Here is a 12,911-nt window from a genome sequence, read left to right as displayed (position 1 = left end):
CGGTCAGGAACATGCGCAGAGGACGTCGACTCGCGATCGACGTCGGGGACGCCCGTATCGGGGTCGCCTCGTGCGACCCCGACGGGATTCTCGCCACTCCGGTGGAGACGGTCCCCGGACGTGACATCCCGGCAGCCCACCGCAGACTGCGGCAGCTCGTCGAGGAGTACGAACCGATCGAGGTCGTCGTCGGCCTCCCTCGCTCCCTCAAGGGGGGCGAGGGCCCGGCCGCGGCCAAGGTCCGCGTGTTCGTCCAGGAGCTGGCCAAGGGCATCCAGCCCGTGCCGGTCCGGCTGGTGGACGAGCGCATGACGACCGTGACGGCCAGTCAGGGATTGCGTGCTTCCGGTGTGAAATCCAAGAAGGGCCGCTCCGTCATCGACCAGGCGGCCGCCGTGATCATCCTGCAACAGGCCTTGGAATCCGAACGGGTGTCAGGTAAAGCACCCGGCGAGGGCGTCGAAGTGGTCATCTGATCGCGATACGGTAACGTTCCGCGCGATGCGTCGGTGTTCGAACAGTCGACGCACAGCAAAGAGGCGGAACGGAAGCCGGTGCACCGGCCGGGCGACCGCCGGTCTCGCGGCTCTAGGGGATCGATGACTGAGTATGGCCGGGGCCCTGGCTCCGAACCGTGGCATCCGGAGGACCCGTTGTACGGGGACGGCGGATGGGGAGGACAGCAGGCCCACCCGGGTCAGCAGGCCCCCTACGACGGTCAGTCGCAGCAGCAGTACCCGCAGCAGCCGCAGCACGGCGAGTGGACCCACGAGCAGCAGCAGTCCGGGTACGGCCAGCAGCCGTACCCGTACGCCGACCAGCAGGGCCACGCGCAGTACGACCAGCAGGGTCAGCCGTACGCTGGCCAGCAGGCTCAGCCTCAGTACGACCAGCAGGGACAGCCTCAGTACGACCAGCAGGGTCAGCCTCAGTACGACCAGCAGGGCCACGCGCAGTACGACCAGCAGGGTCAGCCGTACGCCGACCCGCAGTACGCCGGGCACGCCCAGCAGCAGTACGGCCAGCAGCCCCAGGCCCAGTCCCAGCACCAGGGCGGCTGGGACGCCACCGGCACGCACGGCCATGTGCCCTACGCCGCGGACCCGGGCGACCCGTACGGCCAGCAGCCCGTGGCCTACGGCGCCGAACAGCCGGACCTCTACGGCACCGAGGACGCCTACCCGCCGCCCGTGCCGCCCGGCCGCAGGACCCCCGAACCGTCACCCGGACCCGACCCCGAGACCGGCTGGGACCCGGGCGAGGACGAGGGCGAGCAGGCCTTCTTCGCCGACGGTGACGACGGCGACGACGATTCCGACGACGAGTCCGAGAGCCGCTCCGGCCGAGGCGAGCGCCGCACCAAGGGCCGCAAGCCCGTCAAGGGCAAGAAGCAGCGCACCGGCTGCGCCTGCATGGTCGTCGTCCTGGTCTTCGGCGGCGGCCTCGCCGGCGTCAGCTACTTCGGCTACCAGTTCTACAAGAACCGTGTCGCCCCGGCGCCGGACTTCGCGGGCAAGGGCAACGGCGAGCTGGTGCAGGTCGAGATCCCCAAGGGGGCCGTCGGATACGACATCGGCCGCAAACTCAAGGAGCAGGGTGTCGTCGAGAGCGTCGACGCGTTCATCTCCGCCCAGCAGGCGAACCCCAACGGCAAAACGCTCCAGGACGGCGTCTACACGCTTCAGAAGCACATGTCGGCGGCCAGCGCCGTGGAGCTGATGCTCAGCCCGAAGAGCCGTGACAACCTCATCATTCCCGAAGGCAGGCGCAACGTCTGGGTGTACGAGGAGATCGACAGGCGTCTGCAGGTCTCCAAGGGCACCACGGCGGCCGTCGCCAAGAAGGACTGGAAGGACCTCGGGCTGCCGTCCTGGGCCAACAACAAGGATATCTCGGACCCCCTGGAAGGCTTCCTCTTCCCGTCCAGCTATCCGGTGGCCAAGGGCATGAAGCCCAAGGCCGTCCTGAAGTCGATGGTCGCCCGGGCCGACGAGCAGTACAAGCAGTACGACCTCGCGGGCAAGGCCGAGGAGCTGGGCCTCGATGGTCCGCAGCAGCTGCTCACGCTGGCGAGCCTGGTGCAGGTCGAGGGCAAGTACAAGCACGACTTCGACAAGGTCGCCCGCGTCGTCTACAACCGCCTCAAGCCGGACAACCAGGAGACGGCCGGAAGGCTGGAGTTCGACTCCACCATCAACTACCTCAGGGGCCAGAGCACTCTGGACGTCGGTACGGTCAGCGACCTGCGGAAGATCCACAATCCGTACAACACCTACTACGTCAAGGGGCTCCCGCCCGGGCCCATCAGCAACCCCGGCGCCGAGGCCATCGAGTCGGCACTGAAGCCGGCCCCGGGTCCCTGGTACTACTTCGTCTCGATCAACGAGAACGAGACGGCGTTCGCGGTCACCCTCGAGGAACACAACCGGAACGTGGCGAAGTACGAGCTGGCGCGGAAACAAGCGGGCCACTGAGGCACGGAGACAGACGGGTGTGCCGGGTACCCACCTGACGGGTGCCCTGCGGGACAAGCACGAAGGCGCGGAGACGCACACCGGATCCGCGAGGCGCAAGGGACAGGTTCAATGACACCAGGGGCAACCGACCCCCGCCGGGCGGCCGTGCTCGGTTCGCCCATCGCCCACTCCCTCTCCCCGGTGCTGCACCGGGCTGCCTACGAAGCGCTCGGGCTCACCGGGTGGTCGTACGACCGCTTCGAGGTCGACGAGGCGGGGCTGCCGGGCTTCTTCGAGGGGCTCGGGACGGAGTGGGCCGGGCTGTCGCTGACCATGCCGCTGAAGCGGGCCGTCATCCCGCTGCTGGACGAGGTCAGTGAGACGGCCGCCTCCGTGGATGCCGTCAACACGGTCGTGTTCACCGAGGACGGCCGCCGCGTCGGCGACAACACGGACATCCCGGGGATGGTCGCCGCGCTGCGCGAGCACGGTATCGAGGAGGTCGGCTCCGCCGCGATCCTCGGAGCCGGCGCCACGGCATCCTCCGCGCTGGCCGCCCTGGCCCGGATCTGCACCGGCGAGGTCGTCGCCTACGTCCGCAGCGAGACCCGCGCCGCCGAGATGCGGCAGTGGGGCGAGCGGCTCGACGTCCAGGTGCGTACGGCGGACTGGGCGGACGCGGCCGAGGCGCTGCACGCGCCTTTGGTGATCGCCACCACCCCGGCCGGCACCACGGACGCCCTCGCCGCCGCCGTGCCCGAGCGCCCGACCACGCTCTTCGACGTGCTCTACGACCCCTGGCCGACCGAACTGGCGGCCCGCTGGTCCATGTTCGGCGGAGCCGTCGTCGGCGGCCTCGACCTCCTGGTCCACCAGGCCGTGCTCCAGGTCGAGCAGATGACGGGGCGTTCTCGCGCACCGCTCGCGGCGATGAGGGCGGCCGGAGAACGAGCGCTCTACGGAACCGGCGGCGAGATCCGGCCATAGCGTGGTGCCGCACCAGCCCCTTCGGGAACTGCGCCTGAGCGCACGGTTCCGGTGCGGCCCCGGCTGCCCCGGACGCCGGTGATCGCTCCGGGTTCCTGATCGCGTCGCCCCGTCGAGTCGCTCGGCGGGGCGACGTCATGGAGAGGGGACGACAGGCCGCTCTCCGGCGTCCTGGGCATGCGCCAGGAGGGCGAGAGGGCTCTCGCGGCGGGCTGAACATGAGGTTCGCGGCGGGCTGAACATGAGGTTCCGTTTTCGCGGCACCCGACCCCGTCATCCGGACCGAGGATCGGATCCGGCCTCCGGCGTGGGAGGATCGGGGGTGGCAGGCCGGAATCGCGCACCCGGTCGGGCCGTCGCCGTACGCGAGCAGATGCGTACGCGGGGCAGTAGCGGGCGCGAACACGGAGGAGCACCGTTGAGCAGGCTGCGTTGGCTGACGGCCGGAGAGTCCCACGGTCCCGCACTCGTGGCGACGCTGGAGGGACTTCCCGCCGGCGTGCCGATCACCACGGACATGGTCGCGGACCATCTCGCGCGGCGGCGGCTCGGTTACGGCCGCGGTGCGCGCATGAAGTTCGAGCGTGACGAGGTCACCTTCCTCGGTGGCGTCCGGCACGGCCTCACCCTCGGTTCCCCGATCGCGGTCATGGTGGGCAACACCGAGTGGCCCAAGTGGGAGCAGGTCATGTCGGCCGACCCGGTCGACCCCGAGATCCTCGACGGGCTCGCCCGCAACGCGCCGCTGACCCGGCCCCGCCCCGGTCACGCCGACCTCGCCGGCATGCAGAAGTACGGCTTCGACGAGGCCCGGCCGATCCTGGAGCGCGCCTCGGCGCGTGAGACGGCGGCCCGGGTGGCCCTCGGCGCCGTCGCGCGGTCGTACCTGAAGGAGACGGCCGGCATCGAGATCGTCTCCCACGTCGTCGAGCTGGCCTCGGCCAAGGCGCCCTACGGCGTCTACCCGACCCCGGCCGACGTCGACAAGCTCGACGCCGACCCGGTGCGCTGCCTGGACGCCGACGCGTCGAAGGCGATGGTCGCGGAGATCGACCAGGCCCACAAGGACGGCGACACGCTCGGCGGCGTCGTCGAGGTGCTCGCCTACGGCGTGCCCGTCGGCCTCGGCTCGCACGTGCACTGGGACCGTCGGCTGGACGCCCGTCTGGCCGCCGCCCTCATGGGCATCCAGGCCATCAAGGGCGTCGAGGTCGGCGACGGCTTCGAGCTGGCCCGCGTGCCCGGCTCCAAGGCGCACGACGAGATCCTCACCACCCCCGAGGGCATCAAGCGCGCCTCCGGCCGCTCCGGCGGCACCGAGGGCGGTCTGACCACCGGCGAGCTGCTGCGCGTCCGCGCCGCCATGAAGCCGATCGCGACCGTGCCCCGGGCCCTGCAGACCATCGACGTCGCCACCGGCGAGGCCGCCCAGGCCCACCACCAGCGCTCCGACGTGTGCGCGGTCCCGGCCGCCGGCATCGTCGCCGAGGCCATGGTCGCGCTCGTCCTCGCGGACGCGGTCGCGGAGAAGTTCGGCGGCGACAGCGTCCCGGAGACCCGCCGCAACGTGCGGTCGTACCTCGACAACCTCACGATCGGATGAGCGCCGTGCCCGCCGTCGTCCTGATCGGCCCGATGGGCGTGGGCAAGTCCACGATCGGGCGGATGCTGGCCGAGCGGCTCGGGACCGGTTACCGGGACACCGACGACGACATCGTCGCCGCCGAGGGCCGCACCATCGCCGAGATCTTCGTGGACGAGGGCGAACCCGCCTTCCGTGCCATGGAGAAGCGCGCGGTGCACACCGCGCTCACCGAGCACGAGGGTGTCCTCGCGCTCGGCGGCGGGGCGGTCCTCGACCCGGACACCCGCGCGCTGCTCGCCGGGCAGCGGGTGGTCTACCTCTCGATGGACGTCGAGGAGGCCGTGCGGCGCACCGGCCTCAACGTGGCCCGGCCACTGCTCGCCGTCGTCAATCCGCGCAAGCAGTGGCGCGAGCTGATGGAGGCGCGGCGGCACCTGTACGAGGAGGTCGCCACCGCGGTCGTACCGACCGACGGGCGCACCCCCGAAGAGGTCACCCAAGCAGCGCTGGACGCACTGGAGTTGAAGGAAGCATGAGCGACGCAGTCACCCGGATCCAGGTGGCCGGCACGGCCGGCACCGACCCCTACGAGGTGCTGGTGGGCCGGCAGCTCCTGGGCGAGCTGGCCGGGTTGATCGGCGACAGAGCCAAGCGGGTCGCGCTGATCCACCCCGAGGCGCTGGCCGAGACCGGTGACGCCCTGCGCGCCGAACTGGCCGGGCAGGGCTACGAGGCCGTCGCCATCCAGGTGCCCAACGCCGAGGAGGCCAAGACCGCCGAGGTCGCCGCCTACTGCTGGAAGGCGCTCGGGCAGTCGGGCTTCACCCGCACCGACGTCATCGTCGGCGTCGGCGGCGGCGCGACCACGGACCTCGCCGGCTTCGTGGCCGCGACCTGGCTGCGCGGCGTGCGCTGGATCGCGATCCCCACCACCGTGCTGGCCATGGTGGACGCGGCGGTCGGCGGCAAGACCGGCATCAACACCGCCGAGGGCAAGAACCTCGTCGGCGCCTTCCACCCGCCGGCCGGCGTCCTGTGCGACCTCGCCGCGCTGGACTCCCTCCCGGTCAACGACTACGTCTCCGGCCTCGCCGAGATCATCAAGGCCGGCTTCATCGCCGACCCGGCGATCCTGGACCTCATCGAGGCCGACCCCGAGGCCGCCCGGTCCCCCGAGGGCCCGCACACGGCCGAGCTGATCGAGCGTTCGATCCGGGTCAAGGCCGACGTCGTCTCCTCCGACTTGAAGGAGTCCGGCCGCAGGGAGATCCTGAACTACGGCCACACGCTCGCCCACGCCATCGAGAAGAACGAGCGCTACAAGTGGCGGCACGGCGCCGCGGTGGCCGTCGGCATGCACTTCGCCGCCGAACTCGGCCGCCTGGCGGGCCGGCTGGACGACGCGACGGCGGACCGGCACCGCACGGTCCTCGAAGCGGTCGGCCTGCCCCTGACCTACCGCTACGACCAGTGGCCCCGGCTGCTGGAGACGATGAAGGTCGACAAGAAGTCCCGCGGCGACCTGCTGCGCTTCATCGTCCTCGACGGTCTGGCCAAGCCGACCGTCCTGGAGGGCCCGGACCCGGCCGTCCTGCTCGCCGCCTACGGCGAAGTGGGCCAGTAGGTCCCACGCTGTTCCTTTTGCGCCCGATTCCCTTGCCGGAACGGGCACTTCGGGCCGCCCCCGGTCGTTTCACCAAACGACGGCCGGGGGCGGTACCGTTCGGTAGGGAGCGGGACGCGTACCGCTTTCCGGCGCCGAGTGTGTACGAGATGGAGTGGCAACGGATGCAGCACGCAGTGGGGTCTCCGCTGCCGCCGCCCCACCAGCCGGGGCAGGGACCACACGCCGGCTGGGCGCCGGCCGCGCACCACCCGGGCCCGCACCCGAGAGCACCTCAGGGGCCCGCTCCCGCCGCACCTGTACCCCCGCCACCACCAGGGCCGGCCCCTGCTCCGGCACCGGGCTTCCCCGGTGCGGGACCGGGTCCCGGCGCACCGTCGGGCCCGGTGCCGCCCGCGCCTCCCCGCCATCCCGCCGCCCCGCCCCAGCACCCCGCCGCGCCCCCGCGGCACCCGGCCGCGCAGCCCCCGGCTCCACAGCACCCCGCCGCTCCGCCGGCGCGGCCCTCGGCCCCGCAGCATCCCGCGCCTCCGGCCGCGCAGCCTCCGGCCCAGCGGCATCCGGCGGCTCCGACGCCTCCTGTCGCCCCGGTGGGCCAGGACGTCACCGGCCATGTGCCGCTGCCGCCCGGCGGCCCCGTCGGCATGCCCGCCGCACCGCCGGCCGCGGCCTCCGCGCCGGATCCGGCGGCCACCACCCTCGCCGTGCTCCTGATCGGCCCGGCGGGCGCGGGCAAGACCAGCGTGGCCAAGTACTGGGCGGACCACCGCCGGGTGCCCACCGCGCACATCAGCCTCGACGACGTGCGCGAATGGGTCCGCGCGGGCTTCGCCGACCCCCAGACCGGCTGGAACGACAACTCCGAGGCCCAGTACCGCCTCGCCCGCCGCACCTGCGGGTTCGCCGCCCGGAACTTCCTGGCCAACGGCATCTCCTGCATCCTCGACGACGCCGTCTTCCCGGACCGCCCGGTCGTCGGGCTCGGCGGCTGGAAGCGCCATGTGGGCCCCGGCCTGCTCCCGGTGGTCCTCCTTCCCGGCCTCGACGTCGTCCTGGAGCGCAACGCCGAGCGCACCGGCAACCGCCGCCTCACCGACGAGGAGGTCGCCCGCATCCACGGCCGCATGGCCGGCTGGTACGGCTCGGGCCTCCCGATCATCGACAACTCGCAGCTGGACGTCCCCGGCACGGCCCGAGTCCTGGACGAGGTCCTGGCCAGGGCGATAGCGAGCCCCCCGAGCTGGTGAGCGGGGGCCGCGCGGCGGGCCACCATCGGCCCGTAGCCCGTAGCCCGTAGCCCGTAGCCCGTAGCCCGTAGCCCGTAGCCCACGTGCCACCGTGCGGCGAACCGCCGTACCCACCGCCCCCACCCCACTCGGCCCACCCAAAAAGCACAACTCGGGCAAAACTCCTACGCTCATCTCATGTCAGAGGTGTACGCGACCCGCCGGGCCCAGCTCAGGGAACGCTGCAACGCGGCCGGTACCGCGGCAGCGCTCGTCTCTCGCCCTGCCAACGTGCGCTATCTCGCCGCGGCCGCCCCGCAGGGCGCCGTACTGCTGCTCGGCGGGAGCGAGGACCTGCTGGTCTGCACCGGCCCGCCGGACGACCGGCCTGCCGAGGGCCGTCCCGACGAGGCCCTGAGGCTGCATGTGCTGTCCTCGCCGGCCGCCGACGCCGCGGTCGCCGCGGCCGGCCTCGCCGCCGCGCAGGGCGCCGACTCCCTGGCGGTGGAGGAGCACCACCTCACGGTCGCCCGCCACCGGGCCGCCGCCTCGGCGGCCCCCGCCCTGCGTCTCGCCGACCTCGGGGGCGCCGTGGAGCAGCTCAGGGTGGTGAAGGACGAGGAGGAGATCTCCTCCCTGCGCATCGGCGCCGAGATCGCCGACCAGGCCCTCGGTGAGCTGCTGGAGTCCATCCTGGTCGGCCGTACCGAGCGCCACCTCGCGCTGGAGCTGGAGCGGCGCCTGGTCGACCACGGAGCCGACGGGCCGGCCTTCGCGACCTCCGTGGCCACCGGCCCGAACTCCGGCCGGCGCGGCCACCGTCCCACCGACCGGCGGGTGGAGGAGGGCGACTTCCTCTCCGTCTGCCTCGGCGCCACCTACCGTGGCTACCGCTGCGAGATCGGCCGTACCTTCGTCATCGGGACCTCGCCCGCCGAGTGGCAGATCGAGCTGTACGACCTCGTCTTCGCCGCCCAGCGCGCCGGGCGTGAGTCCCTGGTGCCCGGTGCCGCGTACCGGGATGTCGACCGGGCCGCACGGCACGTTCTGGACTCCGCGGGGTACGCGGAGGCGCTTTCGCCGCTCACCGGACACGGCGTCGGACTCGAAATCGACGAGGACCCGCAGCTCGCCCCCGCGGCAATGGGTAAACTGGACGCTTGCGTGCCAGTCACCGTCGAACCGGGGGTCCACCTCCCGGGCCGGGGCGGTGTCCGTATCGATGACACGCTCGTCGTGCGCCCTGAGGCGGACGGCGGACCCGAGCTACTCACCATCACGACCAAGGAGCTGCTCGCGCTTTAAGGTGCGTGCCCCCAGGTCGTCCACGTCAGTCCAGGAGATTCCGCAACCGTGGCTTCCACGAACGACCTCAAGAACGGCCTGGTGCTCAAGCTCGAAGGCGGCCAGCTCTGGTCCGTCGTCGAGTTCCAGCACGTCAAGCCCGGCAAGGGCCCTGCCTTCGTGCGCACCAAGCTCAAGAACGTGCTCTCCGGCAAGGTCGTCGACAAGACCTTCAACGCCGGTGTCAAGGTCGAGACGGCCACCGTCGACAAGCGCGACATGCAGTTCTCGTACATGGACGGCGAGTACTTCGTCTTCATGGACATGGACACGTATGACCAGCTGATGATCGACCGCAAGACCGTTGGCGACGCCGCCAACTTCCTGATCGAGGGCTTCTCCGCCACGGTCGCCCAGCACGAGGGCGAGGTGCTCTTCGTCGAGCTGCCGGCCGCCGTCGAGCTGGTCATCGCCGAGACCGAGCCCGGTGTACAGGGCGACCGCTCCACCGGTGGCACCAAGCCCGCCACCCTGGAGACCGGTCACCAGATCCAGGTGCCGCTCTTCATCACCACCGGTGAGAAGATCAAGGTCGACACCCGCACGAGCGACTACCTCGGCCGGGTGAACAGCTAACCGTGGCCGCTCGCAACACGGCCCGCAAGCGCGCCTTCCAGATCCTCTTCGAGGGCGACCAGCGCGGCGCCGACGTCCTGACGGTCCTCGCGGACTGGGTCCGGCTGTCCCGGAACGACACCCGGCAGCCGCCGGTGAGTGAGTACACCATGGAGCTGGTCGAGGGCTACGCCGAGAAGGCGGCCCGCATCGACGAGCTGATCTCCCAGTACGCCGTCGGCTGGACGCTCGACCGGATGCCGGTCGTCGACCGCAACATCCTGCGTCTGGGCGCGTACGAGCTGATCTGGGTCGACGAGACCCCGGACGCCGTCGTGCTGGACGAGATGGTGCAGCTGGCCAAGGAGTTCTCCACGGATGACTCGCCCGCCTTCGTCAACGGCCTCCTTGGCCGTCTGAAGGAGCTGAAGCCGTCTCTGCGCCGCGACGAGGCGTAAGACGGTACGAGTGGAACGCCGGAGGGCCCACAGCAAGCCTCAGAGCCTGCTGTGGGCCCTCCGGCGTTCGTATGTCCGGCCGCGAGGCCGCGGGTCCGCGGGGGCGGGGGACGGAGTCGCAGGTCCGCGGGGACGGGCACGAGAAAACCGCCGGGGTGGCCGGAACCGTAAAGTTCCGGCCACCCCGACGGCACGTTTCTGCTGAGTTCGCGGAGTGCTCAGCTCTCCTCGTGGGCGACCGCGCGACGCGCGTCCGCGTCCAGGACGCCCCAGTTGATCAGCTGCTCGGTGAGGACCGAGGGGGACTGGTCGTAGATCACGGCGAGAGTGCGCAGGTCGTCCTGGCGGATCGAGAGCACCTTGCCGTTGTAGTCGCCGCGCTGGGACTGGATCGTCGCCGCGTAGCGCTGCAGCGGGCCCGCCTTCTCGGCCGGCACGGTGGCCAGTCGCTCGAGGTCGAGGACCAGCTTCGGCGGCGGCTCGGCGGCCCCGCCCGGCGTGGTGCCCGGCAGCAGCTCCTGCACGGGGACGCCATAGAAATCGGCCAGCTCTGCAAGGCGCTGCACGGTCACGGCACGGTCGCCGCGCTCGTACGAACCGACCACCACGGCCTTCCAGCGTCCCTGGGACTTCTCCTCGACACCGTGGAGGGAAAGGCCCTGCTGGGTGCGGATGGCCCGGAGCTTGGCCCCGAGCTGTTTGGCGTATTCGCTGGACATATAGCTCCCCGGACACTGTGTCGACGCGGCCGGCTGTGTTTCCCGCCGCGCGGCTGGTAACTCACTGTGAGGTTACGCAGCGTGACTCTCATGCGTCAAGCCGAATGGTCCACACCGACTCTTCCGTGGTCGCGGCACCCGATTGCGCCAACCGGGTGATGCGGGGGAGGCAAGGGGGTGGACGGGAGTCATCTGGAGACCTGGTAACGTGTATGGCGCAAATCCGACGTCCTTTAAAGTCCGTCCCGTGAGGCGGAGAAGGGGGTCCGTTTCGTATGGACACGTACGCGAACCCGCCCGCGTCCGATGCCCGGCCCGTACTCGAGGGTCCCGACATCGCACGCGTCATCACCCGCATCGCCCACGAGATCGTCGAGCGCGCCAAGGGCGCCGACGACGTGGTGCTCCTCGGCATTCCGACCCGCGGCGTCTTCCTCGCCCAGCGGCTCGCCGCCAAGCTGGAGCAGATCACCGACCGCAAGGTCTCCGTCGGCTCGCTCGACATCACCATGTACCGCGACGACCTGCGCATGCACCCGCCGCGTGCGCTGGCCCGCACCGAGATTCCCGGTGACGGCATCGACGGCCGCCTCGTCGTCCTCGTCGACGACGTGCTCTTCTCCGGCCGCACCATCCGTGCGGCCCTCGACGCCCTGAACGACATCGGGCGCCCCCGCGCGGTCCAGCTCGCGGTCCTCGTCGACCGCGGCCACCGCGAACTCCCCATCCGCGCCGACTACGTCGGCAAGAACCTCCCCACGTCGTTGCGGGAGACGGTCAAGGTCCAGCTCGCCGAGGAGGACGGTCGCGACACCGTGCTGCTCGGCGCGAAGCAGGCCGGCCAGTAGCAGATCCAGGCGCACGGCCGCTTCGGCATGCCCACACGCGCCCCGGTCTGCCCCAATCCTCCCGATAAGAATCGCCTTACGGAGCCTGACAGATGCAGCGTCATCTCATCTCGGCCGCCGACCTCACCCGCGACGACGCCGTCCTGATCCTCGACACCGCCGAGGAGATGGCCCGGGTCGCCGACCGGCCGATCAAGAAACTGCCGACCCTGCGCGGCCGCACGATCTGCAACCTCTTCTTCGAGGACTCGACCCGCACCCGGATCTCCTTCGAGGCCGCCGAGAAGCGCCTCTCCGCCGACGTGATCAACTTCGCGGCCAAGGGATCGAGCGTCTCCAAGGGCGAGTCCCTCAAGGACACCGCCCAGACCCTGGAGGCGATGGGCGTGGACGCCGTCGTCATCCGGCACAGCGCCTCCGGAGCCCCGTACCGTCTCGCCAACTCCGGCTGGATCGACGCTCCCGTCATCAACGCCGGCGACGGCACCCACCAGCACCCCACCCAGGCCCTGCTGGACGCCTTCACCATGCGCCGCCGCCTGCTCGGCCGGGACGCCGGCCTCGGCCGCGACCTCGACGGCAGGCGCATCACGATCGTCGGCGACGTGCTGCACAGCCGCGTGGCCCGCTCCAACGTCGACCTGCTGCACACCCTCGGCGCCGAGGTCACCCTCGTCGCCCCGCCCACCCTGGTGCCGGTCGGCGTCGAGAACTGGCCCTGCCAGGTCTCCTACGACCTCGACAGCACCCTGCCGAAGTCCGACGCCGTGATGATGCTCCGCGTCCAGCGCGAGCGCATGAACGACGCGTTCTTCCCGACCGAGCGCGAGTACTCGCGGCGCTACGGCCTCGACGGCGACCGCATGGCGAAGATGCCGGAGCACGCCATCGTCATGCACCCCGGACCGATGGTCCGCGGCATGGAGATCACCGCCGAGGTGGCCGACTCCGACCGCTGCACGGTCGTCGAGCAGGTCGCCAACGGCGTCTCCATCCGGATGGCCGTCCTGTACCTGCTGCTGGGCGGCAACGAGCCCGCCGTCGCCCACCCGGCGCCCGCCACCGCCCTCGCGCCCACCTCTGAATTCCGCACCAACGAGGAGAAGTAA

13 protein-coding genes are annotated in these 12,911 nt (G+C 71.2%); 12 read left to right on the top strand and 1 reads right to left on the bottom strand.

From position 1 onward, the window contains the following. Window positions 1-11 precede the first annotated feature (11 nt). The 10 genes from ruvX (at window position 12) to nusB (ending at window position 10,235) form a co-directional block, all read left to right on the top strand. A complete protein-coding gene (gene ruvX / locus OIB37_RS07285; RefSeq protein ID WP_330456706.1) occupies window positions 12-476 on the top strand; it encodes a Holliday junction resolvase RuvX in 465 nt (154 codons plus the stop codon). A gap of 123 nt (window positions 477-599) precedes the next feature. Next, window positions 600-2,474 (top strand): endolytic transglycosylase MltG, encoded by a 1,875-nt coding sequence (gene mltG / locus OIB37_RS07280; protein WP_330456705.1) that lies wholly within the window; start codon window positions 600-602, stop codon window positions 2,472-2,474. 111 nt (window positions 2,475-2,585) lie between these two features. Beyond that, window positions 2,586-3,443: a shikimate dehydrogenase gene (locus OIB37_RS07275; protein ID WP_330456704.1), complete on the top strand. Its 858-nt coding sequence runs from the start codon at window positions 2,586-2,588 to the stop codon at window positions 3,441-3,443. Window positions 3,444-3,861: 418 nt separating this feature from the next. Continuing rightward, entirely contained in the window at window positions 3,862-5,046 is a 1,185-nt protein-coding gene (aroC, locus tag OIB37_RS07270; protein WP_330456703.1) for a chorismate synthase, read from the top strand. After that, entirely contained in the window at window positions 5,043-5,564 is a 522-nt protein-coding gene (locus tag OIB37_RS07265; RefSeq protein WP_330456702.1) for a shikimate kinase, read from the top strand. Before aroC ends, OIB37_RS07265 begins: the two co-directional genes overlap by 4 nt. Then, a complete protein-coding gene (gene aroB, locus OIB37_RS07260) occupies window positions 5,561-6,652 on the top strand; it encodes a 3-dehydroquinate synthase (RefSeq protein ID WP_330456701.1) in 1,092 nt (363 codons plus the stop codon). Before OIB37_RS07265 ends, aroB begins: the two co-directional genes overlap by 4 nt. Before the next feature lie 164 nt (window positions 6,653-6,816). After that, complete coding sequence (locus OIB37_RS07255; RefSeq protein ID WP_330456700.1) at window positions 6,817-7,899, top strand: AAA family ATPase; 1,083 nt, start codon at window positions 6,817-6,819, stop codon at window positions 7,897-7,899. A gap of 177 nt (window positions 7,900-8,076) precedes the next feature. Further along, window positions 8,077-9,183, top strand: a complete 1,107-nt coding sequence (locus OIB37_RS07250; protein WP_330456699.1) for a M24 family metallopeptidase — start codon at window positions 8,077-8,079, stop codon at window positions 9,181-9,183. 48 nt (window positions 9,184-9,231) lie between these two features. Next, the gene (efp, locus tag OIB37_RS07245) at window positions 9,232-9,798 is read left to right on the top strand and encodes an elongation factor P (protein ID WP_330456698.1); all 567 of its coding nucleotides are present in this window, start codon (window positions 9,232-9,234) and stop codon (window positions 9,796-9,798) included. Between the two features lie 2 nt (window positions 9,799-9,800). Continuing rightward, window positions 9,801-10,235 (top strand): transcription antitermination factor NusB, encoded by a 435-nt coding sequence (gene nusB, locus OIB37_RS07240; RefSeq protein ID WP_330456697.1) that lies wholly within the window; start codon window positions 9,801-9,803, stop codon window positions 10,233-10,235. Between the two features lie 218 nt (window positions 10,236-10,453). On the opposite strand, the gene bldD is transcribed toward nusB, so the two are convergent. Then, window positions 10,454-10,954, bottom strand: coding sequence for a transcriptional regulator BldD (gene bldD / locus OIB37_RS07235; RefSeq protein WP_330456696.1), 501 nt, complete (start codon window positions 10,952-10,954; stop codon window positions 10,454-10,456). A 275-nt stretch (window positions 10,955-11,229) separates the two neighbouring features. Here bldD and pyrR point away from each other — a divergent pair, with 275 nt between their 5' ends. Together pyrR and OIB37_RS07225 are read left to right on the top strand one after the other, a co-directional pair. After that, window positions 11,230-11,802 carry a bifunctional pyr operon transcriptional regulator/uracil phosphoribosyltransferase PyrR gene (gene pyrR / locus OIB37_RS07230; protein WP_330456695.1) on the top strand — a complete coding sequence of 191 codons (573 nt, stop codon included), beginning with the start codon at window positions 11,230-11,232 and terminating at the stop codon, window positions 11,800-11,802. A gap of 92 nt (window positions 11,803-11,894) precedes the next feature. After that, window positions 11,895-12,911 carry an aspartate carbamoyltransferase catalytic subunit gene (locus tag OIB37_RS07225; protein WP_330456694.1) on the top strand — a complete coding sequence of 339 codons (1,017 nt, stop codon included), beginning with the start codon at window positions 11,895-11,897 and terminating at the stop codon, window positions 12,909-12,911.

Source organism: Streptomyces sp. NBC_00820 (assembly GCF_036347055.1).
Classification (GTDB): domain Bacteria; phylum Actinomycetota; class Actinomycetes; order Streptomycetales; family Streptomycetaceae; genus Streptomyces.
The sequence above is the reverse complement of the archived record's forward strand: the minus strand, read 5'-3'. Positions and strand labels throughout refer to the sequence as shown.

Excerpts from the sequence above, each read along its gene's own strand:
- OIB37_RS07275 (WP_330456704.1), top strand. The coding sequence starts at position 2,586 with ATGACACCAGGGGCAACCGACCCCCGCCGGGCGGCCGTGCTCGGTTCG.
- OIB37_RS07250 (WP_330456699.1), top strand. The coding sequence starts at position 8,077 with ATGTCAGAGGTGTACGCGACCCGCCGGGCCCAGCTCAGGGAACGCTGC.
- aroB (WP_330456701.1), top strand. The coding sequence starts at position 5,561 with ATGAGCGACGCAGTCACCCGGATCCAGGTGGCCGGCACGGCCGGCACC.
- ruvX (WP_330456706.1), top strand. The coding sequence starts at position 12 with ATGCGCAGAGGACGTCGACTCGCGATCGACGTCGGGGACGCCCGTATC.
- OIB37_RS07255 (WP_330456700.1), top strand. The coding sequence starts at position 6,817 with ATGCAGCACGCAGTGGGGTCTCCGCTGCCGCCGCCCCACCAGCCGGGG.
- OIB37_RS07225 (WP_330456694.1), top strand. The coding sequence starts at position 11,895 with ATGCAGCGTCATCTCATCTCGGCCGCCGACCTCACCCGCGACGACGCC.
- pyrR (WP_330456695.1), top strand. The coding sequence starts at position 11,230 with ATGGACACGTACGCGAACCCGCCCGCGTCCGATGCCCGGCCCGTACTC.
- OIB37_RS07265 (WP_330456702.1), top strand. The coding sequence starts at position 5,043 with ATGAGCGCCGTGCCCGCCGTCGTCCTGATCGGCCCGATGGGCGTGGGC.
- mltG (WP_330456705.1), top strand. The coding sequence starts at position 600 with ATGACTGAGTATGGCCGGGGCCCTGGCTCCGAACCGTGGCATCCGGAG.
- bldD (WP_330456696.1), bottom strand. The coding sequence starts at position 10,954 with ATGTCCAGCGAATACGCCAAACAGCTCGGGGCCAAGCTCCGGGCCATC.